This is a genomic window from Ferrimonas kyonanensis DSM 18153 (assembly GCF_000425405.1).
Classification (GTDB): domain Bacteria; phylum Pseudomonadota; class Gammaproteobacteria; order Enterobacterales; family Shewanellaceae; genus Ferrimonas; species Ferrimonas kyonanensis.
The window spans coordinates 48345-69904 of the sequence record NZ_KE384364.1 but is presented as its reverse complement, the minus strand read 5'-3'; the positions used below and the strand labels follow the sequence as shown (position 1 = coordinate 69904).

Here is a 21560-nt window from a genome sequence, read left to right as displayed (position 1 = left end):
GGATGCCCAAGCCGTTGGGCCAGTTAGAGGATGAGCACGCACCATGGTTTCCGTTCGTCAGATCCATTTTGGAGAACAACAGGTTGATCTGCAGCAGTGGCTGCAGCAATTGGCACTCAGTGACAGTCAGCAGCAACAGCTGGAAGCCACCTATCGTTATTGCCAGAACCTCACTGACGTCGATACGAAGGTGGTGGACGCCTGCCTGATTCGAGCAAGGGAGATGGTGGAGATTCTGCTGCCGTTGAACATGGACATCGATACCCTGGAAGCCAGCTTGCTGTTTACCTGCATCGATGAACAGGTACTGACGCTGGAGCAGGTGGAGGCCGAATTTGGCGAGCGCCTGTTGCCGCTGATCAAAAGTGTTCAGGTGATGGACGCCATTCGAACCCTGCAGACCGGAACCGGCATCAGCGCCTCCGAAGGGCAGATTGATAACCTGCGCCGCATGCTGCTGGCGATGGTGGAAGACGTGCGGGCGGTGGTGATCAAACTGGCCGAAGGGGTGGTCATGCTTCGGGAGGTCAAAAACGCCGACGAAGAGACCCGAGTGGTGCTGGCCCGAGAAGTACGGGACATCTACGCGCCACTGGCCAACCGTCTCGGCATTGGCCAGCTCAAATGGGAGCTGGAAGATCTGTCGTTCCGTTACCTGCACCCGGATACCTACAAAGAGATTGCCAAACTGCTGGATGAGAAACGCATCGACCGGCAGAACTACATCGAAGAGTTTGTCTCCGGCCTGCAGAAGCAACTGGACGCCGATGGCATCCGCGCCGAGGTGTACGGGCGTCCGAAACACATCTACAGCATCTGGAAGAAGATGCAGAAGAAGAACCTGGCGTTTTCCGAACTGTTCGATGTGCGGGCGGTGCGGATCATTGCCGAGCGCCTGCAGGACTGTTATGCCGCCCTTGGGGTCGTGCATACCCAATGGCGCCACCTGCCCAACGAATTCGACGATTACGTGGCCACCCCCAAGCCCAATGGCTATCAATCCATCCACACCGTGGTGCTTGGCCCGCAGGCCAAGAGTGTCGAGATCCAGATCCGCACCGAACAGATGCACCAGGATGCGGAACTGGGGGTGGCGGCGCACTGGAAGTACAAAGAGGGGCCACAGTCGGGCAAATCCTCCGGTTTCGAGGAGAAGATCAACTGGCTGAGAAAAATCCTCCAGTGGCAGGAAGACGTGGTGGAAAGCGGCAACCTGGTGGACGAGGTGCGCAGCCAGGTGTTTGAAGACCGGGTCTATGTGTTCACTCCTCGCGGCGACGTGGTCGATCTGCCTGCCGGCAGCACCGTGCTGGATTTTGCCTACTACATCCATTCGGTGGTGGGTCACCGTTGCATCGGTGCCAAAATTGATGGCCGCATCGTGCCCTTTACCACCATTGTCGAGACCGGGCAGCGGGTGGAGATCATCACCGCTAAGCAGCCGAACCCGAAGCGTGACTGGCTTAACCCCAGCCTCGGCTACATCAAAACCAGCCGCGCCCGGGCCAAGATTGCCCACTTCTTTAAGTTGGAAGACAAAGACAAAAATGCCGCCGCCGGCAAGGAGATGATGGAGACCGAACTGCAGCGTCACGGGCTTAAGCTCGAGGACGCCCACAGTGCGGTGCAGCGGTTTAATATGCACGCCCTGGAGGATCTGCTGGCGGCCATCGGTGGCGGCGACATTCGCCTCAACCAGGTGATCAACCACATTCAAAGCCGCCATAAGCGAGAACAGGACAGTGACGAAGAGGCGCTGGCGGAACTGGTCAGCCGGCCGCCCACCAAACCCCGCCAAAGCTCGGGTCAGATTGAGGTTAATGGCGTTGGTAACCTGATGACTCACATGGCCAAGTGTTGTCAACCGTTGCCCGGTGATCCCATCTACGGCTACATCACCCAGGGCCGCGGTGTGTCGGTGCACCGGGAAGAGTGTGAACAGCTGGCCAGCCTGTTGGGCAAACACCCGGAGCGGGGTGTCGAGGTGGTCTGGGGCGAAAGCGTTTCCGGCGGCTACACCGTCTCCATTCGAGTCATCGCCAATGACCGCGGTGGTTTGCTGCGGGACGTGACCACCCTGCTGGCCAACGAAAAATCCAACGTACTGGAGATGCGCAGTCACAGTGATGCCAAGCAGCACACCGCCGCCATTGAGTTGAAGCTGGAGCTGTTTAACATGGACTCGTTGACCCGACTGGTGTCCAGACTGAGCCAGATCCCCGGAGTGCTGGAGGTCGGGCGCCTGTGAGCCAGATGGATCGATTGCTGGCCATCATGGCCAAGTTGCGGGACCCCGATGGTGGCTGTCCCTGGGACCTCAAGCAGGACTTTGCCACCATCGTGCCGCACACCCTGGAAGAGGCCTACGAGGTGGCCGACACCATTGAGCGTCAGAGTTGGGATGAGTTACCTGGAGAGCTGGGCGACCTGCTGTTTCAGGTAGTGTTCTACGCCCAATTGGGCAAGGAGCGTCAGTGGTTCGATTTCGAAGAGGTCGCCCGTCGCATCTGCGATAAGCTGGAGCGGCGTCATCCTCACGTGTTTGCCGAGGCAGCCATTCCCGAGTCCGAACTGAAAGCCAACTGGGAAGCCAGTAAGTCCGCCGAACGGGCGGACAAGGGCGAGCATTCGGTGCTGGACGACATTCCTCAGGCGATGCCGGCGCTGAATCGGGCTCTGAAAATCCAGAAGCGGGTGGCCGCGGTAGGCTTTGACTGGGATGCGCTAGCGCCGGTGGTGGCCAAGATTCATGAAGAGGTGGACGAGGTCCTGGCTGAGGTCAATCAGCCAGCGGTGGATTCGGATCGGGTCGAAGATGAAATTGGCGATCTGCTGTTTGCGGTTACCAACCTGGCCCGCCACCTGAAGGTGAACCCCGAGCAGGCCCTGCGCCGCGCCAACGGTAAGTTCGAGCGGCGCTTCCGTGGCGTCGAAGCCTTGGCCTCCGATTCAGGCCGTGCCCTGCTGCAACACAGCTTGGAGGAGTTGGAGCAGTATTGGCAGCAACTAAAACGTCGAGAACCGTGAGTTCTCAATTGTTCTGTTAGTTGGCCTCTGTTATACTGTCATCCCGTCCGAATAGTGAACTCCCACTAGTTAGTTTCTTCAATTCTCAGGTTCAGCATGACTACAAATTATATCTTCGTGACGGGCGGGGTGGTTTCCTCGTTGGGTAAAGGCATTGCAGCAGCGTCTCTTGCCGCCATTATGGAAGCGCGTGGTCTGAACGTGACCATGATGAAGCTGGATCCGTACATCAACGTCGATCCAGGCACCATGAGCCCCATCCAGCACGGTGAAGTGTTCGTAACCGAAGACGGTGCCGAGACTGATCTGGACCTGGGTCACTATGAGCGCTTCATCCGTACCAAGATGAGCAAGCGCAACAACTTCACCTCCGGTCGTATCTACGCCGACGTTCTGCGTAAAGAGCGTCGTGGCGACTACCTGGGTGCCACCATTCAGGTCATTCCCCACATCACCAACGCCATTAAAGAGCGGGTGATCTCCGGTGCCGAAGGCCACGACGTGGCCATCGTTGAAGTGGGCGGCACCGTCGGCGACATCGAGTCGCTGCCGTTCCTGGAAGCCCTGCGTCAGCTGGCGGTAGAACTGGGCCGTGATCGGGCCATGTTCATGCACCTGACTCTGGTGCCGTACCTGTCTGCCGCCGGTGAAGTGAAAACCAAACCGACTCAGCACTCGGTGAAAGAGCTGCTGTCCATCGGCATTCAACCAGACGTGCTGATCTGTCGCAGTGACCGGGTGGTTCCGGCCAACGAGCGCCGCAAGATTGCGCTGTTCTGTAACGTCGAAGAGAAGGCGGTAATCAGCCTCAAAGACGTCGACAGTATCTATAAGATTCCTGCGCTGCTGAAATCTCAGGGTCTGGACGAGTTGCTGACCAAGCGCTTTGGCCTGACCTGTCCGGAAGCGGACCTGGCCGAGTGGGAGCGGGTGATCTACGAAGAAGCCAACCCAACCGCAGAAGTGACCATCGGCATGGTCGGCAAATACGTCGAGTTGCCGGATGCTTACAAGTCGGTCAACGAAGCCCTGAAACACGGTGGCTTGAAAAACCGCCTTTCCGTCACCATTAAGTACGTAGACTCTCAGGATGTGGAAGCCAAAGGCACCAGCATTCTGGAAGGCCTGGATGGCATTCTGGTGCCCGGCGGCTTTGGCGAGCGCGGTGTGGAAGGCAAGATCATGGCTGCCCGTTACGCCCGCGAAAACAAGGTACCTTACCTGGGGATCTGCCTGGGTATGCAGGTGGCGCTGATCGAGTTTGCCCGCAACGTTGCCGGCATGGAAGACGCCCACTCCTCTGAATTCCGTCCGGATTCAACCCATCCGGTTGTGGGTTTGATCACAGAATGGGTCGACGAAGAGGGTAATGTAGAGGAGCGCACTGAAAACGCCGATCTGGGCGGTACAATGCGTCTCGGTGCCCAGCTGTGTCACCTGAAAAAAGGCTCCAAGGTTGCCGAACTGTACGGCAGTGATACCTGTGTCGAGCGTCACCGTCATCGCTACGAGGTGAATAACAAATATCGTAAGCAACTGGAGGAAGCGGGGCTGTCCTTTGCCGGACTGTCGACCGATAAGAAACTGGTGGAGATCATCGAGATTCCGGCGCACCCATGGTTTGTGGCCGGACAATTCCACCCGGAGTTTACCTCCACGCCGCGTGATGGCCACCCTCTGTTTGCCGGCTTTGTAAAGGCGGCGGGTGAGTTCCAGAAAGGCGAACTAAACTAGAGAGCGAGATTCCTGTCCGGCTGCCGGGAGCGGTGGCCGGACTTAATTTTTAAACTCTGTATAGGAAATAATGTAATGGCAAAGATCGTTAAGATTGTCGGCCGCGAAGTCATGGACTCTCGTGGTAACCCAACCGTAGAAGCCGAAGTGCATCTGGAAGGTGGGTTCTTTGGCATGGCCTGCGCTCCATCTGGTGCCTCTACCGGTACCCGTGAAGCCCTGGAACTGCGTGACGGTGACAAGTCTCGCTACCTGGGCAAAGGCGTACTCAAGGCCGTTGCCAACGTGAACGACAAGATCGCTCCTGCACTGTTGGGCTTCGATGCCCTGGATCAGCGTGGCCTGGATCAGGCGATGCTGGATCTGGACGGTACCGAGAACAAAGACAACCTGGGTGCCAACGCGATTCTGGCGGTATCCCTGGCAGCAGCCAAAGCGGCCGCGTCTGCCAAAGGCCTGCCTCTGTACGCTCACATCGCCGAACTCAACGGCACTCCAGGCGTGTACTCCATGCCAGTTCCGATGATGAACATCCTCAACGGTGGTGAGCATGCCGACAACAACGTCGACATTCAGGAATTCATGGTTCAGCCTGTTGGCGCCGAGAACTTCCGTGAAGCGCTGCGCATGGGTGCCGAGATCTTCCACAACCTGAAGAAAGTGCTGAGCGCCAAAGGCCTGAACACTGCCGTGGGTGACGAAGGTGGTTTCGCACCAAACCTGGCGTCCAACGCCGATGCTCTGGCGATCATCAAAGAAGCCGTTGAAGCCGCGGGTTACACCCTGGGTAAAGACGTGACTCTGGCACTGGATTGTGCCGCTTCTGAGTTTTACAAAGACGGTCAGTACGTTCTGAGCGGCGAAGGTAAGAGCTTTGATTCTAACGGTTTCTCTGACTACCTGGCCAACCTGACTGAACAGTACCCCATCGTGTCTATCGAAGATGGTCTGGACGAGTCTGACTGGGATGGCTGGGCTTACCAGACCCAGATCCTGGGCGACAAGATTCAGCTGGTGGGTGACGACCTGTTCGTAACCAACACCAAGATCCTCAAGCGTGGTATCGACAACAGCATCGGTAACTCCATCCTGATCAAGTTCAACCAGATCGGCTCTCTGTCCGAAACTCTGGATGCCATCAAGATGGCCAAAGATGCCGGTTTCACTGCGGTTATCTCTCACCGTTCCGGTGAAACCGAAGACGCCACCATCGCCGACCTGGCGGTTGGTACTGCCGCGGGCCAGATCAAGACCGGCTCTCTGTGCCGTTCTGACCGGGTTGCCAAGTACAACCAGTTGCTGCGCATCGAAGAGCAGCTGGCAGGCAAAGTGGCCTACAACGGTCTGAAAGAGATCAACGGTCAGGGCTAATTCCTGCGTCGTGATTGAAAATGCAAAAAGTCGCCTGCGGGCGGCTTTTTTGTTGGCTTTTTTCTTTTCTTTTCCCTCACCTTAGGTCAAGATCTCTGACATCAACGTACGGGTGGATGAGATGCGAGTACTGCTGATAATCATGACGCTGGCCCTGGTGGGACTGCAATACCGCCTCTGGAGCGGTGAGAACGGCTACGCCGAAGTGCGGCGGCTGGAAGTGCAGATCGCCGAACAGAGTGACAACAATCTCGATCTCGAGCAGCGCAACCAGATGTTGCGTGAGGAGATCGCCGATCTGCGTAACGGTCTGGAATCGGTGGAGGAGCGGGCTCGCAACGAGCTGGGTATGGTCGGCAGTGACGAACAGTTCTTCCGAGTCATCAAGCGCCCCTCATCCGACGTCGGTCAATAACGCCTGCCTCCCGGTCATTTCGGAGCTTAAATGCGACAACAACAACATAAAGTGTATGCCGTCGTGCCTGCCGCCGGCATCGGCAAACGCATGGGTGCTGATCTGCCCAAACAATACCTCAACCTCGACGGTCGCCCGATCCTGTCTCATACCCTGTCTCGTCTGCTGGCCCATTCGGACGTCAGTCAGGTGGTGGTGGCACTGAGCCCAAGCGATACCCTGTTTGAGCAACTGGCGGAGTCCGGCGATCCAAGGATACGCCGGGTCGATGGAGGCGGCGAGCGGGCCGACTCGGTATTGGCGGCACTCAACGCCATCGACGATGACGATGCCTGGGTCATGGTGCACGATGCCGCCCGTCCCTGCCTGCGTCAGTTGGACATCACTCGCCTGCTGCAGCAGTCCGGTGCCCAAGGGGGCATTTTGGCGGCGCCGGTTCGCGATACCATGAAACGCGCCAACAACGCCGGCGACATCGATCATACCGTCGAGCGCCAGGGATTATGGCACGCACTGACCCCTCAGCTGTTCCCCCTGGTGGCCCTGCGCGAGGCGCTGACTCAGGCGCTGGCACAGGGGGCTGCCATCACCGATGAAGCCTCAGCCATGGAGCGTGTTGGCTGGCAGCCGACCCTGGTGGAAGGGTGCATCAGCAACATGAAAGTTACCCACCCTGACGATCTCAGGATGGCTGAATTATTGATAAAGGAGCTGTAATGATCCGCATCGGTCACGGTTTTGATGTACACAAATTTGGTGGAGAAGGCCCCGTTATCCTGGCGGGTGTACCGGTCGCCTATCATCAGGGGCTGCTGGCCCACTCCGACGGTGATGTGATTCTGCATGCCGTTAGCGACGCCCTGTTGGGGGCCATGGCGCTGGGTGACATCGGTCATCATTTTCCCGACACCGATCCCCGCTTCAAGGGCGCCGACAGCCGGGAACTGCTGCGTCATTGCTATGCTTTAATCAAGGAGCAGGGTTACCGCTTGGGCAACCTCGACGTCACGGTGATTGCCCAGGCGCCGAAGATGGCGCCTCATATTGACGCTATGCGCAGTAACATCAGTGCCGATTTGGAGGCTCAGTTGTCTCAGGTGAATGTGAAAGCCACCACCACCGAAAAACTGGGGTTTACCGGGCGGGCCGAAGGAATTGCCGTTGAAGCTGTGGTGGTGCTGAATCGTGTCTGACTATTCGCTGCCGCAGTGGCACTTTCTTCATGGTCAGCCGACCGCCAGCGGCTTGCTGCGCAGTCAGCCGGAAGATTTCCAGGTCGACGAGTTGTTACCCTTCAGCGCCGATGGTCAGGGCGAACACCATCTGTTGCAGATTCGCAAACGGGAGATGACCACGCATCAGTTGGCCAGAAAGCTGGCGGAGTTCGCCGGCGTTAAGGCCATGGACGTGTCCTGGGCTGGCCTCAAAGACAAATTCGGTGTCACCACTCAATGGCTGTCGGTGCGAATTCCTGGCAAGGACACACCGGACTGGTACAGCCTCAATGACGACAGCATCCAGGTACTGCAGGCCCTGCGGCATAGCAAAAAGCTGCGGGTGGGGGCGCTGCTGGGCAATGCCTTTACCCTGACTCTCAGGCAGCTGAAGGCCGATGATGGCCTTGAAGCCAGGTTGCAGCAGGTTCGGGAAACCGGTGTGCCCAACTACTTCGGTGAACAGCGGTTTGGCCATGGTGGCCGCAACGTGTCCCGGGCTGCCGAGATGTTTTCCGGACGCCGGGTCAAGGACCGCAATAAGCGCAGCCTGTATCTGTCGGCGGCCCGCAGTTTCCTGTTCAATCACTTGGTGTCGGAGCGCCTGCAGCGTCACGGTTTGGCGCTGCTGCCCGGCGACACCCTGATGATGCCTGCCGGCGGCAGTTTCTTTAAGTCCGAGGTCGGTGATGCCGATCTCGGTGATCGTCTCGCTCGTGGCGAACTGAGGCTGTCTGCCCCCATGGCCGGCAGCGCTCGCTACGGCGATGACGAGGCCGATCAGTTTGAGCAGTCACAGCTGCAGCGCTGGCCTGAACTGGTGGCCGGATTGGAAGCCGCGCGAATGAAGCAGGAGCGGCGGCCGCTGTTGTTACAGCCTCAAGGGATGAACTGGCAGCAGGATGCCGAGACCCTGACGTTGAAGTTCGTGCTGCCAGCGGGGGCCTATGCCACCTCGGTATTGCGGGAAATACTCCGCTATCAAGATGTACAGAGTATTGAAAATCAATCGGTTAATGGATAAAAATAGCTCACTATGAGAATTCTTGTAAGCAACGACGACGGCGTTCATGCCCCGGGTATCCGGGCCTTGTCTGAAGCATTGGCGCAGATCGCCGAGGTCACCACCGTGGCCCCGGATCGCAACTGCAGTGGTGCCAGTAACTCGCTGACGCTGACCAATCCATTGCGAATTCAGACCATTGAAAATGGCTACATCGCCGTCAATGGTACGCCGACCGATTGCGTTCATCTGGCGATTCGGGAACTGATGGACGGTGAGCCGGACTTGGTGGTTTCCGGCATCAACGCCGGTGCCAACCTTGGCGACGATACCCTCTACTCCGGTACCGTAGCGGCGGCCATGGAGGGGCGTCACCTGGGGCTGCCGACCATTGCCGTATCCTTGGTAGGCCGGGACATGCGCCATTACGAGACCGCCGCTGAGTTTACCGTCAAGCTGGTGCAGCACCTGCAGCAACACCCGTTGCCATCGGATCAGATCCTCAATATCAATGTGCCGGATCTGCCTTCGGAACAGATTCAGGGGGTGAAAGTCACTCGGTTGGGGGCTCGCCACAAAGCCGAAGGCATGATTCGGACTCAGGATCCGGCCGGCCGCGATATCTTTTGGCTCGGCCCTCCCGGTCGTCAGCAGGATGCCGGTGACGGCACCGATTTTGATGCGGTGGCCAACGGTTACATCTCCATCACTCCGCTGACTGTTGACCTGACGGCACACGAGCAGTTGGCGGGGTTACAGAACTGGATGGGTGACTGGCAATGATCGGCAATGCGCAGGCTTACGGTCAGAGGTTGGCTCAACAACTTCAGCAAGCGGGCATTGCCGATGCCCGGGTGCTGAATGCCATCGCTACTACGCCCCGTCAGGGCTTTGTCGAGGGGGCGCTGACCCAGCGGGCCTGGGAAAACACCGCTCTGCCTATCGGTCAGGGGCAGACCATCTCTCAGCCCTACATTGTTGCCCGCATGACACAGGCGCTGCTGGCCGGACTGCAACCGGGTCCGGTGCTGGAGATTGGCACCGGTTCTGGCTACCAGTCGGCCATTCTGGCGCAGTTGGTGCCGCAGCTGTGCACCGTTGAGCGCATCAAAAGCCTGCAGATCACCGCCCGACAACGGTTGAAGAAGATGGATCTGCACAACATCGCCTTCAAATACGGCGATGGCTGGCAGGGCTGGCAGGCGAGGGCGCCGTTTTCCGGCATCATTGTGACGGCCGCAGCACGGGAATTGCCGCAAGCGTTGCTGCAGCAACTGGCCGACGGTGGCCGCATGGTCATCCCTCTGGGAGAGAATGAACAGGTGTTGCACCTGATCACCCGTCAGGGGGATCGCTTTGTCAGCGAAGTGCTGGAAGGGGTGCGCTTTGTGCCTCTGGTTGCCGGTGCAACGGAATAAGGGTGCTTCATCGTTACGCCGCCGCTCACTGGCGGCGTTTGCGTTTCTGGAAGGCCTTATCTTGCCGGTACCGGTGGAGCTGTTGCTGGCGCCCTTATGTCGGGCCCGACCTCGCCGTTGCTGGTACTATGCGACGGTAACCACTCTGGCGGCTGTGGTCGGTGGCCTGGTGGCTTACCTGGCGGCTCGCTGGGGCATGCAGGTTTGGGTGATGCCACTGGTGGAGCGTTGGGGCTACCAGGAGGAGTTGCGGCAGACCCTGGGGCTGTTTCAGCAATGGGGCCCCTGGGTACTGGCGGTAACCGGGCTGACGCCCATCCCCTATAAACTGGCGACATTGGCGGCCGGGGCCAGTGGGATTTCGCTGCTATCGTTTACAGTAGCTGCCTTGATCAGTCGGGCCAGCCGCTATTACCTGGTGGCCTGGGTTGCTCGGCAAACCGGGCGTCTGCCTGCTCATTATGCCTGGATAGGCTGGATCATTTTGGGATTGTTTTTGTGTGCGATAATTGCCCTGTTTTAACTCGTCTTTGTCTGGTTGTGTTGGTGATGATCTCTGCCGGCTGCAGTTTTCAGGCGTCCAACCCGGCGCCTGTGGAAACTTTATACACAGGCAAGACGTTTCGGGACACCGTCAAAGGCAGCGTCAATCAAAAACGCTACAAGGTGCAGCCCGGGGATACCCTCTATTCCATCGCCTGGGCGTCGGGAACCGATTTCCGCCAATTGGCAAAGAACAATTCACTGGGATCGCCCTACACCATACACGTTGGGCAGTGGCTTGATTTAGAGCCGGTCAAAAAAGCAGCAAGACCCACCTCCAAACCACCAAAAACAGTGAAAACCACTGTGAATGCTCGTCAATCCACATCTGGTACTACCAATTCGAAAAAACAAAAAGAAAACACTAAATCGGTTGATCCCAAAAATTCTCAAGAGTATGCTTCAACAAGAAGCTCACAATTTATTAACAGGTCGTTAAACTCTCAACTGCCCAAAAAAGTGGCCGGGTGGAGATGGCCAACCTCCGGAAAGGTGGTTGCGCGTTACTCCGATTCGGGGCAAGGGCTAAAAGGGTTAGACATTGTTTCTAAGGAAGGAACGCCTGTTGTGGCTTCGGCACAAGGCAAGGTGGTGTATGCCGGAAGTGCGTTGCGAGGGTATGGCAAGTTAATAATTATTAAACACAGTGATGATTATCTAAGTGCGTATGCCCACAATAAGAAAATCTTAGTACGCGAACAACAGGGAGTGAAAGCCGGTCAACGGATCGCAGAGATGGGACAAACCGACAGCGACAGAGTGAAATTGCACTTTGAGATTCGCTACAAAGGTAAGCCCGTGGATCCGGAACGGTATCTCCCTAAGCGGTAATTTTTGAAGGGACGTCAAGGTATATGGAGGCTTTACCGTGAATTAATCAATGTGGTTTGGGACAAATTGGGAGACTGGCCAATGAGTCGGAATAACAAGCAATACAGCAGTGCCGCTGCGGTGGCAATCGATCGAGACGATGCGGTTTTGGGGACTGAATCGGCTCAGAAAGGATCGAATAAGACCCGCAAGGCAAATGAATCCGCAGTAGATCAACTGGTTCAGGATGATCTGCAAAAGAACCTCGATGCAACTCAGTTGTACCTGAGCGAGATCGGGTTTTCACCCCTGCTAACTGCAGAGGAGGAGGTCTATTACGCTCGCCGTGCGCAGCGTGATTGTGCTAAATCCCGCAATCGAATGATTGAAAGTAATCTTCGTTTGGTGGTGAAAATTGCCCGTCGCTACAACAACCGTGGGCTCGCACTTCTCGATCTTATCGAAGAAGGCAATCTGGGCTTGATTCGTGCCGTTGAAAAATTTGATCCCGAACGCGGGTTCCGTTTTTCAACCTACGCCACCTGGTGGATCCGCCAGACCATTGAGCGGGCCATCATGAATCAGACCAGGACCATTCGCCTGCCTATCCATGTGGTGAAAGAGCTCAACGTCTATCTGCGTACTGCCCGTGAACTGGCCCACAGCCTGGATCATGAGCCGACCGCCGATGAGATTGCGGCCAAGCTCGATCGACCGGTGGAAGACGTCAGTAAGATGCTTAAGCTGAATGAGAAGATCAGCTCGGTGGATACGCCCATCGGTGGCGACTCCGATAAGGCGCTGCTGGACATCATCGCCGACGACGATGGGGCCAGCCCGGAGGTCAGGGTTCAGGAAGATGACATTCAGGACTCGGTGGTGCGCTGGCTGGATGAGCTGAATTCCAAGCAGCGTGAGGTCTTGGCACGTCGGTTCGGGCTGCTGGGCTACGAGCCTTCCACCCTGGAAGACGTCGGCCGTGAAATTGGCCTGACCCGGGAACGGGTTCGTCAGATTCAGGTGGAAGCGTTGCGCCGGCTCAAAGATCTGCTGGGAGCTCAGGGTCTCTCAAGCGAGGCACTGTTTCGACAGTGACTGGCATTGCCCTTAGGTGCATTGAAAAAACGCGGTCAGATGACCGCGTTTTTTTGTCTCAGTTCAGCTCCTGCTTGAGCCGGTACAGCAGATCCTGAGCCTGTCGGGGGCTGAGGCTGTCAGGATCAACCTGTTCCAGCATCTCTACCACCGGATGGCGTTCGGGCTCACCACTTGGGATCGGCAGCGCCATCTGTGGGGTGTGTCCGCCCTGATGTTCCAGTTGCTCAAGCTGGGCCAGTTTCTGCTTGGCCTGTCGAATCACCCCTTTGGGCACGCCCGCCAGGGCAGCCACTTGCAGGCCATAGCTGCGACTGGCTGGGCCATCCTGAACTGCGTGCATAAAGGCGATGGTGTCACCGTGTTCCACCGCGTCCAGGTGTACGTTGACGGCACCGGGCTGCACGTCCGGCAGTTGGGTAAGTTCGAAGTAATGAGTGGCAAACAGCGTCATCGACTGGCTTTTGCTGGTCAGGTACTCGGCCGCCGCCCAGGCCAGGGACAGGCCATCGTAGGTGGAGGTGCCGCGGCCAATCTCATCCATCAGTACCAGGCTGTTGGGCCCGGCATTGTTAAGAATGTTGGCGGTTTCGGTCATCTCCACCATGAAGGTCGAGCGGCCGGAGGCCAAATCGTCCGATGCGCCGATGCGGGTAAAGATCCGATCCACCGGGCCGATTCGGGCGCCATCGGCGGGCACAAAGCTGCCAATGTGGGCCATCAGGGTGATCAGGGCGGTCTGGCGCATGTAGGTGGACTTACCGCCCATGTTGGGCCCTGTCAGGATCAGCATGCGGCGGCTGGGAGCCAGCGCGACCGGGTTGGCGATAAAGGGATCCTTCATCACCTGCTCCACCACCGGGTGACGCCCCCCTTCGATGTGGATTCCGGCGTCATCGGTCAGCTGCGGGCGGCAGTAGTTCAGGCTCTGGGCGCGTTCGGCGAAGTTCTGCAGCACATCCAGCTCGGCGCAGGCAAAGCCAAACTCCTGCAGATCGGCCAGTTTCGGCAGCAGCAGGTCGAACAACTGCTCATACAGTTGCTTCTCCAGAGCCAGCGCCTTGCCCTGACTGGTCAACACCTTGTCCTCGTGCTCCTTGAGCTCCGGTACGATAAAGCGTTCGGTGTTTTTCAGGGTTTGCCGACGCACATAGCTGGCGGGGACCAGCGCCGACTGGGCCCGGCTGACCTCAATGTAGTAGCCGTGCACCTTGTTGTACCCCACCTTCAGGGTGGCGATACCGGTGTTGTCTCGTTCCCGCTGTTCCAGCTCGGCCAGGTAGTCGGTGGCACCCTGTGACAGATCCCGCCAGTAATCCAGATCGGCATCGTAGCCAGGGGCGATAACGCCGCCGTCCCGAATCAGGACCGGCGGGTTGTCGATGATGGCTCGCTCCAGCAGAGCCAGTTCGTCGGGAAACTCCCCCAACTGGGTGATCAACTGTCCCAGGCGAGGGCTGTGGCTGTCCGCCAGGGTTGCTTTGAGTTCTGGCAAGTGAGTCAGGGCGTTGCGAAGCCGGGCAAAATCCCGTGGCCGGGCGCTGCGAAGCGCCAGTCGGGCCAGTACCCGTTCGATGTCACCGATGGCTTTCAACAGTTCAGACAGCTCCACAAACAGGCCGCTGTCCAGCAGCTCCTCCACCGCATCCAGCCTCAGGTTCAGTTGCTTGCGTTGCGTCAGTGGCTGATGCACCCAGCGTTGCAACTGTCGCGAGCCCATGGCGGTGGCGGTGCGATCCAGTACCGACGCCAGGGTGTTGTCGTGGCCACCGCTGAGGTTGTGAGTCAGCTCCAGATTTTTGCGGGTGGCGGCATCAAGAATGATGCAGTCACCGTTTTGCTGACGGCTGATGCTGCGGATATGAGGCAGGGCGGTGCGTTGAGTGTCCTTGACGTACTGCAGCAGGCAACCCGCCGCACACAACCCTTTGGCGGCGTTGTCGACGCCAAAGCCTGCCAGGTCGCGGGTGCCAAACTGGCTGGTGAGCTGCTTGCGGGCCGTGGCCAGGTCAAACTCCCACTCGGGTCGTCGCCGCAATCCCTGGCAGGACTCCAGCAGCGCCTTGCCGGGAAACGATTCGGAATACAGCAGCTCTGCCGGGCTGACTCGCTGCAGTTCGGCCAGTAGGGCATCGTCGTCCGCCAGTTCATTGAGGAAGAAGCGGCCCGAGGTCATGTCAAGAGTGGCAAAACCATACTGGCCCTGGTGTTCATAGACCGCGGCCACCAGGTTATCGCGTCGTTCAGTCAGCAGCGCTTCGTCGGTCACGGTGCCCGGGGTGACAATCCTCACCACCTTGCGTTCTACCGGCCCCTTACTGGTGGCGGGGTCGCCCACCTGTTCACAGATGGCAACCGATTCGCCCATCTGCACCAGCCTGGCCAGGTAGCCCTCTACCGCGTGGTAGGGAACCCCCGCCATGGGGATAGGATCACCGCCGCTTTTGCCTCGGGCAGTCAGGGTGATGTCCAGCAGCTGCGCGGTCCGTTTGGCGTCGTCGTAAAAGAGCTCATAAAAGTCGCCCATACGATAGAACAGAATAACGTCCTGATGCTCAGCTTTGAGGGTCAGGTATTGTTGCATCATGGGCGTGTGGTGCTGAAGGGCCGCGGACTGGGTGCTCACAAGGTTCCTGCTAGTCAAATTCAGTGAAGCGGCTATGATACCCGTTATTGAATTTCGCCTCTAGATGGCAAACAACTCTTGATACTGTATGACTATACAGTATACTGACCCCAACAAATGACAGAACGACCCATTGAATTTTAGAGTGGAGCTTGCAATGGACAACAACAAACAGCGCGCCCTGTCGGCCGCCCTGGGCCAGATTGAAAAGCAGTTTGGCAAAGGCTCAATCATGCGTCTCGGTGACGCCACCACCCTGGATATCGAGTCCATCTCCACCGGTTCACTGGGTCTGGATGTGGCGCTTGGCATCGGCGGTTTGCCGGCCGGCCGGGTTGTAGAAATCTACGGTCCTGAGTCTTCTGGTAAAACCACCATGACCCTGCAAGTTGTCGCCGAAGCGCAGAAAATGGGCAAGACCTGTGCCTTTGTGGACGCCGAGCACGCGCTGGATCCTATCTATGCGGAGAAGCTGGGTGTTAACGTCAAAGAGTTGTTGGTGTCTCAGCCGGACACCGGCGAGCAGGCGCTGGAGATCTGTGACATGCTGGTGCGCTCCGGTGCCGTCGATGTTGTGATTGTCGACTCCGTTGCCGCCCTGACACCAAAGGCGGAGATCGAAGGCGAGATGGGTGACTCCCACGTCGGCCTTCAGGCCCGTTTGATGTCTCAGGCCCTGCGAAAGCTGACGGCCAACATTAAGCGCTCCAACACCCTGTGCATCTTCATTAACCAGATTCGGATGAAGATCGGTGTGATGTTCGGCAGCCCCGAGACCACGACCGGTGGTAACGCCCTGAAATTCTACTCTTCCGTCCGTCTGGATATTCGCCGCACTGGTGCCATTAAAGATGGTGACGAAGTGGTGGGTAACGAAACCCGGGTTAAGGTCGTGAAGAACAAGGTGGCTCCACCGTTTAAACAGGCGGAGTTCCAGATCCTGTACGGTGAAGGCACTTCCAAAGAGGGCGAGCTGATCGATCTGGGCGTGAAGCACAAATTGGTCGAAAAGTCCGGCGCCTGGTACAGCTATAAAGGCGAGAAAATCGGTCAGGGTAAGGCCAACAGCATCCGTTTCCTCAAGGAAAACGTGGCCATTGCCGAAGAGATCGAGACTCAGTTGCGTGCCATGCTGCTGGTCAAAGCCGAACCTGCTAAAGATGAGTTTGAAGGCGCCGAAGCCGAGGCTCCGGCAGGAGAGTAAGCTCTGAGCGACAAAGAGACCAAACACGCGGCGCTGGGGTTGCTCAGCCGCCGCGATCACTCAAAAGCCGAGTTGGTGCAGAAGCTGCGTCAACGCGGCTTTTCTGTTTCAGAAGACGCACCATTGATGGAGCAGCTTCAGGATTGGGGCTACCTGGATGATACCCGTTTTGCCATGGGCTATGTGCGCAGTCGCTTTCACCGTGGTGTCGGCCCCAACCGCCTGCGCCAGGAGTTGAGAACCAAAGGCGTGTCCTCTTCCCTGATTGAAAGCGCCCTGCAGCAACAGGAGTTGGACTGGTGGGCAGCCTGCCTCTCTGTGGCTGAGCGTCGTTATCAACGCAACGACATCGAGCAGTACGCTAGCCGCCAGAAAGCCTATCGTTTTTTGATGGGGCGAGGTTTTGAATCGGAGCAGATTCAGTTTGCCTTTGATGAATTGCGCCAGCACGGCTAATTTTTCGTAATTTCCCCTTCTTTACTGGTTTGCAGACCATCCTTGCGGATATAATTGAGCGTTTGTATGGGCAGCGGCCTCACCCACAGTGGGTAGGTGGCTGTCGAACGTCACTCAATCAGTTTTTTCAGGATGACCGCATGCGTATGACCACTGCTGAAATTCGGGAAGCTTTCCTGGAATATTTCCGCACCCAGAACCACGAAGTATTGGAGTCCAGCTCCCTGGTTCCCCATAACGATCCGACATTGCTGTTTACCAATGCCGGTATGAACCAGTTCAAAGATGTGTTCCTGGGCGCCGAGCAGCGCAACTACACCCGAGCCACAACCTCGCAGCGCTGTGTGCGCGCCGGTGGTAAGCATAACGACCTGGAAAATGTGGGGTACACCGCCCGTCACCACACCTTCTTCGAAATGCTGGGTAACTTCAGCTTCGGCGATTATTTCAAAGTGGATGCCATTCATTTTGCCTGGAAGTTTTTGACCGAAGAGTTGAAGCTGCCAAAAGAGAAGCTGTGCGTCACCATCTACGAGTCCGACGATGAAGCCTACGACATCTGGCTGAATCAGATCGGCGTTGCGGCAGACAACATCATCCGCATCGGTGACAACAAAGGCGCACCTTACGCCTCCGACAACTTCTGGCAGATGGGTGATACCGGACCTTGTGGTCCTTGCACCGAGATCTTCTACGACCACGGCGACCACATCTGGGGCGGCCGTCCTGGCACGCCAGAAGAGGACGGCGACCGCTTCATTGAAATCTGGAACATCGTATTCATGCAGTACAACCGTCAGGCCGACGGAACCATGAATCCGCTGCCCAAGCCGTCGGTGGATACCGGCATGGGGCTTGAGCGCATCGCCGCCATCATGCAAGGCGTGCATTCCAACTACGAAATCGATCTGTTTCAGAGCCTGATTAAGCAATCGGCGCAACTGCTGAACGTATCGGATCTGGAAAACAACTCACTGCGGGTGATCGCCGACCACATCCGCTCCTGTGCGTTCCTGCTGGCCGATGGCGTTATGCCCTCCAACGAAGGTCGTGGTTATGTACTTCGCCGCATTATCCGCCGCGCCGTCCGTCATGGCCACAAGTTGGGGGCCAGGGCTCCTTTCTTCCACCGTCTGGCACCGAAACTGGCTGAGTTGATGGGCGCGGCCTACAACGAGCTGAACACCCAGATGCCGGTGATCACCAAGGTACTGAAGACCGAAGAGGAACAGTTCCTGCGCACGGTTGATCGTGGTCTGGCACTGTTGGAAGAGGTACTGACGGATCTCGATGGTGACACCATTCCTGGTGCCAAGGTATTTGAACTCTATGACACTTACGGCTTCCCGGCTGATCTGACCGCTGACATCGCTCGCGAACGCGAAGTCAAGATTGACCAGCAGGGCTTTGATGACGCCATGGCCGCGCAGCGTAAGCGTGCTCAGCAAGCCAGCAAGTTCGGTGTGGATTACAACGAAGTCTTGCGCATCGATGCCGAATCCGAGTTCAGTGGCTATGAGCTGACCGAACAGGCCGCCAAGGTGATTGCCATCTACAAAGAGGGCGAGTCGGTATCGCAACTGCTGGAAGGTCAAGAGGGACAGGTGATCCTGGACACCACGCCATTCTACGCCGAAAGCGGCGGTCAGAGCGGCGACCGTGGTGAACTGCTGATGGCCGACGGTGCCTTCAGTGTTACCGATACCCGTAAGGCTGGCAACGCCATCCTGCACGTGGGCTACGTCTCCGGTGGTGAGATTCACGTTGGTGAGGAGTTGACTGCCGCCATCGATGAGAACCGTCGTCAGGCCATTAAGCTGAACCACACGGCGACCCACCTGCTGCACGCCGCGTTGCGCAAGGTGCTGGGTGAGCACGTTACCCAGAAAGGCTCATTGGTAGCCGCCGACAGCCTGCGTTTCGATTTCAGCCACTTCGAAGGGCTGAACATCAAGACATTGCGCACCATCGAAAAATTGGTGAACGATCAGATTCGCGCCAACCACGATGTCTCGACCCGACTGATGAACATTGACGATGCCAAGCAAGCCGGTGCCATGGCGCTGTTTGGTGAAAAGTACGATGATGAAGTGCGGGTGGTCGGCATGGGTGAGTTCTCCACCGAACTGTGTGGCGGAACCCACGTCAACCGCACTGGCGACATCGGTTTCTTTAAGATTGTTTCCGAAGGTGGCATTGCCGCCGGTGTGCGTCGCATCGAGGCGATTACCGGCCAGTACGCCATCGAGGCCATGCACCAGCTGGGCGAGCAGTTCGATAACCTGGCATCTATGGTGAAAAGCGACTCCCATAATTTGGCGGATCGCATTCGCACCATGGTTGAGCGAGGCCGCTGGTTGGAGAAAGAAGTAGAGCGCCTGAACGCCAAGCTGACAGCTCATGCCGGTGCATCACTGGCGGATCAGGCCATCGAGATTGGCGGCGTTAAGGTGATTGTGGCGAACCTGGAAGGGGCCGACCCTAAGTCGCTGCGTGACACCCTGGACCAGTTGAAGAACAAGTTGGGTTCAGGCATCGTGGTATTGGCCGTCTCGAAAGCGGACAAGGTTAGCTTGATCGCCGGTGTGACCAAAGATTTGACCGGCAAAGTCAAAGCCGGTGAATTGGTGAACATGGTGGCCCAACAGGTCGGTGGTAAAGGCGGCGGTCGTCCTGATATGGCCCAAGCCGGCGGTACCGACGTCGCCGCCGTGCCATCGGCATTGGCGACCGTCAATGACTGGTTGGCTCAGCGGCTGTAAGTCGTGGCTTTATTTGTCCAGAAGTTTGGCGGCACCTCGGTGGGATCCCTGGATCGCATTGAGGCGGTCGCCGATGGCATCGCCCGCTCCGTAAGGGAAGGGCATCAAGTGGTGGTGGTGTTATCGGCGATGGCCGGTGAAACCAACCGCCTGCTGGAGCTTGCCTCCCAAGTATCCGCCAAGCCCAGTGAGCGCGAGTTGGATATGTTGGTGAGCACTGGCGAGCAGATCTCCATCGCCTTGATGGCAATGGCGTTGCAGAAGCGGGGAATCGCTGCATTATCGCTGCTGGCGTCGCAGGTAGGGATTGATACCGATGGCCATCACGGCAAGGCAGAGATCACCCACGTCTGCAAGCAGCGGCTGAGTGAATGCCTGGCCCTGGGACAGGTTGCCATTGTGGCCGGTTTTCAGGGGGTCAGTCCCCACCGGGAAGTGACCACATTAGGCCGGGGAGGCTCAGACACCACGGCGGTGGCACTCGCGGCAGCCATTGGTGCCGATGAATGTCAGATATTCACCGACGTCGAAGGGGTCTATACTACTGATCCAAGGGTAGAACCTAAGGCTCGTAAAATGGATCACATCACCTTTGAGGAGATGCTGGAGATGTCCAGCATGGGCGCTAGGGTGCTGCAGATACGGTCGGTGGAGTTTGCCGGCCGTCACCGGGTCCCGCTACGGGTGTTGTCGAGTTTCAAGGAAGGAGAGGGCACTCTGATCAACTATGACAGCCATTGCCAATCTGATGCCTGTGTAACCGGCATTGCGTTTAGCCGCGAGGAAGCCAGCATTACTCTGACTGGGTTAAAGGACCAGCCGGGGATTGCCGCCACCGTCTTTTCACCATTGGCGGAGGCAAAAGTAGAGGTCGACATGATCGTTCAGTCGTCAGCGGCGAATGATTCGGTTGATTTAACCTTTACGGTTCACCGGGATGACTTTACTCTGGCAAAATCACTGATCGAACCGTTGATGCCAGAGCTGGGAGTTGACCAGCTGATAGAAACCCAAGACATCTGCAAGGTGTCCGTTGTCGGAGCATCCATGCAGTACCACACCGGTATTGCTAAGCAGATGTTTGAGGTCTTGGGGCGGGAAGGGATTAAGATTCATTTGATAGCCACATCAGAGATAAAAATCTCCGTTGCCATCGATGAGAAGTATCTTGAGCTTGCGGTCCGAAGCCTTCACAGTTCATTTGGATTGGGCGAAGACTGAGAATATCTGCCGATGTGGGTAGAATTAATCTAGGCTAACTTTATAATAGCGCTGCAAGATTCCGTCGCTAGGAGCGGTGGACTTGAAGAGAGAGGAGCGAAAGAATGCTGATTTTGACTCGCCGCGTAGGCGAAACCTTGATGATTGGTGACGAAGTTACCGTTACCGTTTTGGGAGTAAAAGGCAACCAGGTACGTATTGGTGTAAATGCCCCCAAAGAGGTTTCCGTTCATCGCGAAGAGATCTACATGCGGATTCAAGCCGAAAAAGACGGCACTCCGCAGGGTGGAAACTTCTAAAAAGAACCGACGCAACTGCGTCGGTTTTTTTATGCCCGCAGGGTTATTCCCCGGCTTGGTCACTGTTTTTAGCGTTCAATAGTTGAGTTTTTGGCCGTTACCGCCTTAAATGAGCTCGGCTTGGCCAAAAACGCTGCAATTGGCTTGTGGCGCAGGAAAAAGCGTTTGACATATTTCTGCGACAACGTAATATACGCCCCGCACCGCAGCTGAGGATGACTCGGCGAACGGTGGCTAGGGGCGACTTACCCCGAATAAACCAAGTCGAAATGGTGAGGTGGCCGAGTGGCTGAAGGCGCGCCCCTGCTAAGGGCGTATACCTTGATCGGTATCGAGGGTTCGAATCCCTCCCTCACCGCCAT

Annotated in this window: 19 protein-coding genes and 1 tRNA gene; 19 read left to right on the top strand and 1 reads right to left on the bottom strand. The window is 57.3% G+C overall.

The features are described 5' to 3' along the window. Positions 1 to 43: 43 nt before the first annotated feature. The 13 genes from relA to rpoS all read left to right on the top strand — a co-directional run bounded on the left by relA (position 44) and on the right by rpoS (position 12630). Positions 44 to 2248, top strand: coding sequence for a GTP diphosphokinase (relA, locus tag H598_RS0115790; protein ID WP_028113856.1), 2205 nt, complete (start codon positions 44 to 46; stop codon positions 2246 to 2248). A 5-nt stretch (positions 2249 to 2253) separates the two neighbouring features. Continuing rightward, positions 2254 to 3027, top strand: a complete 774-nt coding sequence (gene mazG / locus H598_RS24675; protein WP_035416092.1) for a nucleoside triphosphate pyrophosphohydrolase — start codon at positions 2254 to 2256, stop codon at positions 3025 to 3027. Positions 3028 to 3123: 96 nt separating this feature from the next. Beyond that, the gene (locus H598_RS0115780) at positions 3124 to 4761 is read left to right on the top strand and encodes a CTP synthase (RefSeq protein ID WP_028113855.1); all 1638 of its coding nucleotides are present in this window, start codon (positions 3124 to 3126) and stop codon (positions 4759 to 4761) included. A 75-nt stretch (positions 4762 to 4836) separates the two neighbouring features. Beyond that, on the top strand, positions 4837 to 6132 hold the full coding sequence (gene eno / locus H598_RS0115775; RefSeq protein ID WP_028113854.1) for a phosphopyruvate hydratase: 1296 nt from the start codon (positions 4837 to 4839) through the stop codon (positions 6130 to 6132). A gap of 121 nt (positions 6133 to 6253) precedes the next feature. Further along, positions 6254 to 6547 carry a cell division protein FtsB gene (gene ftsB / locus H598_RS0115770; RefSeq protein WP_028113853.1) on the top strand — a complete coding sequence of 98 codons (294 nt, stop codon included), beginning with the start codon at positions 6254 to 6256 and terminating at the stop codon, positions 6545 to 6547. Between the two features lie 30 nt (positions 6548 to 6577). After that, complete coding sequence (ispD, locus tag H598_RS0115765) at positions 6578 to 7264, top strand: 2-C-methyl-D-erythritol 4-phosphate cytidylyltransferase (protein WP_028113852.1); 687 nt, start codon at positions 6578 to 6580, stop codon at positions 7262 to 7264. Next, positions 7264 to 7740 carry a 2-C-methyl-D-erythritol 2,4-cyclodiphosphate synthase gene (ispF, locus tag H598_RS0115760; protein WP_028113851.1) on the top strand — a complete coding sequence of 159 codons (477 nt, stop codon included), beginning with the start codon at positions 7264 to 7266 and terminating at the stop codon, positions 7738 to 7740. Before ispD ends, ispF begins: the two co-directional genes overlap by 1 nt. After that, entirely contained in the window at positions 7733 to 8785 is a 1053-nt protein-coding gene (gene truD, locus H598_RS0115755; protein WP_245595611.1) for a tRNA pseudouridine(13) synthase TruD, read from the top strand. Before ispF ends, truD begins: the two co-directional genes overlap by 8 nt. A 12-nt stretch (positions 8786 to 8797) precedes the next feature. Next, entirely contained in the window at positions 8798 to 9547 is a 750-nt protein-coding gene (gene surE / locus H598_RS0115750; RefSeq protein WP_028113849.1) for a 5'/3'-nucleotidase SurE, read from the top strand. After that, complete coding sequence (locus tag H598_RS0115745) at positions 9544 to 10182, top strand: protein-L-isoaspartate(D-aspartate) O-methyltransferase (protein WP_028113848.1); 639 nt, start codon at positions 9544 to 9546, stop codon at positions 10180 to 10182. The genes surE and H598_RS0115745 overlap by 4 nt, the downstream gene beginning before the upstream one ends. Further along, positions 10169 to 10705 carry a YqaA family protein gene (locus H598_RS24670; protein WP_051252788.1) on the top strand — a complete coding sequence of 179 codons (537 nt, stop codon included), beginning with the start codon at positions 10169 to 10171 and terminating at the stop codon, positions 10703 to 10705. The genes H598_RS0115745 and H598_RS24670 overlap by 14 nt, the downstream gene beginning before the upstream one ends. Before the next feature lie 26 nt (positions 10706 to 10731). Continuing rightward, positions 10732 to 11556: a peptidoglycan DD-metalloendopeptidase family protein gene (locus H598_RS26140; protein ID WP_084144504.1), complete on the top strand. Its 825-nt coding sequence runs from the start codon at positions 10732 to 10734 to the stop codon at positions 11554 to 11556. A gap of 81 nt (positions 11557 to 11637) precedes the next feature. Then, on the top strand, positions 11638 to 12630 hold the full coding sequence (rpoS, locus tag H598_RS0115730) for an RNA polymerase sigma factor RpoS (protein WP_028113846.1): 993 nt from the start codon (positions 11638 to 11640) through the stop codon (positions 12628 to 12630). Between the two features lie 58 nt (positions 12631 to 12688). Here rpoS and mutS read toward each other — a convergent pair whose 3' ends face one another. Then, positions 12689 to 15217, bottom strand: a complete 2529-nt coding sequence (mutS, locus tag H598_RS0115725; RefSeq protein ID WP_211227320.1) for a DNA mismatch repair protein MutS — start codon at positions 15215 to 15217, stop codon at positions 12689 to 12691. Between the two features lie 196 nt (positions 15218 to 15413). Here mutS and recA point away from each other — a divergent pair, with 196 nt between their 5' ends. From recA to H598_RS0115695, 6 genes are all read left to right on the top strand, one after another. After that, complete coding sequence (recA, locus tag H598_RS24660) at positions 15414 to 16460, top strand: recombinase RecA (protein ID WP_035416040.1); 1047 nt, start codon at positions 15414 to 15416, stop codon at positions 16458 to 16460. A gap of 3 nt (positions 16461 to 16463) precedes the next feature. Further along, positions 16464 to 16916 carry a regulatory protein RecX gene (locus H598_RS0115715; protein ID WP_028113844.1) on the top strand — a complete coding sequence of 151 codons (453 nt, stop codon included), beginning with the start codon at positions 16464 to 16466 and terminating at the stop codon, positions 16914 to 16916. A gap of 140 nt (positions 16917 to 17056) precedes the next feature. Continuing rightward, positions 17057 to 19678, top strand: coding sequence for an alanine--tRNA ligase (gene alaS / locus H598_RS0115710; protein ID WP_028113843.1), 2622 nt, complete (start codon positions 17057 to 17059; stop codon positions 19676 to 19678). Between the two features lie 3 nt (positions 19679 to 19681). Next, positions 19682 to 20899 carry an aspartate kinase gene (locus tag H598_RS0115705; protein WP_028113842.1) on the top strand — a complete coding sequence of 406 codons (1218 nt, stop codon included), beginning with the start codon at positions 19682 to 19684 and terminating at the stop codon, positions 20897 to 20899. A gap of 104 nt (positions 20900 to 21003) precedes the next feature. Continuing rightward, positions 21004 to 21198, top strand: a complete 195-nt coding sequence (gene csrA / locus H598_RS0115700) for a carbon storage regulator CsrA (protein WP_028109924.1) — start codon at positions 21004 to 21006, stop codon at positions 21196 to 21198. 271 nt (positions 21199 to 21469) lie between these two features. Beyond that, positions 21470 to 21559, top strand: a tRNA-Ser gene (locus H598_RS0115695). Position 21560 lies beyond the last annotated feature (1 nt).

Bases quoted from the DNA above. Each gene is read 5' to 3' on its own strand.
- H598_RS0115745 (WP_028113848.1), top strand. From the start codon at position 9,544: ATGATCGGCAATGCGCAGGCTTACGGTCAGAGGTTGGCTCAACAACTT.
- alaS (WP_028113843.1), top strand. From the start codon at position 17,057: ATGCGTATGACCACTGCTGAAATTCGGGAAGCTTTCCTGGAATATTTC.
- ispD (WP_028113852.1), top strand. From the start codon at position 6,578: ATGCGACAACAACAACATAAAGTGTATGCCGTCGTGCCTGCCGCCGGC.
- eno (WP_028113854.1), top strand. From the start codon at position 4,837: ATGGCAAAGATCGTTAAGATTGTCGGCCGCGAAGTCATGGACTCTCGT.
- recA (WP_035416040.1), top strand. From the start codon at position 15,414: ATGGACAACAACAAACAGCGCGCCCTGTCGGCCGCCCTGGGCCAGATT.
- ftsB (WP_028113853.1), top strand. From the start codon at position 6,254: ATGCGAGTACTGCTGATAATCATGACGCTGGCCCTGGTGGGACTGCAA.
- mazG (WP_035416092.1), top strand. From the start codon at position 2,254: ATGGATCGATTGCTGGCCATCATGGCCAAGTTGCGGGACCCCGATGGT.
- rpoS (WP_028113846.1), top strand. From the start codon at position 11,638: ATGAGTCGGAATAACAAGCAATACAGCAGTGCCGCTGCGGTGGCAATC.
- ispF (WP_028113851.1), top strand. From the start codon at position 7,264: ATGATCCGCATCGGTCACGGTTTTGATGTACACAAATTTGGTGGAGAA.
- relA (WP_028113856.1), top strand. From the start codon at position 44: ATGGTTTCCGTTCGTCAGATCCATTTTGGAGAACAACAGGTTGATCTG.
- H598_RS26140 (WP_084144504.1), top strand. From the start codon at position 10,732: ATGATCTCTGCCGGCTGCAGTTTTCAGGCGTCCAACCCGGCGCCTGTG.
- H598_RS0115780 (WP_028113855.1), top strand. From the start codon at position 3,124: ATGACTACAAATTATATCTTCGTGACGGGCGGGGTGGTTTCCTCGTTG.
- surE (WP_028113849.1), top strand. From the start codon at position 8,798: ATGAGAATTCTTGTAAGCAACGACGACGGCGTTCATGCCCCGGGTATC.
- csrA (WP_028109924.1), top strand. From the start codon at position 21,004: ATGCTGATTTTGACTCGCCGCGTAGGCGAAACCTTGATGATTGGTGAC.
- mutS (WP_211227320.1), bottom strand. From the start codon at position 15,217: ATGATGCAACAATACCTGACCCTCAAAGCTGAGCATCAGGACGTTATT.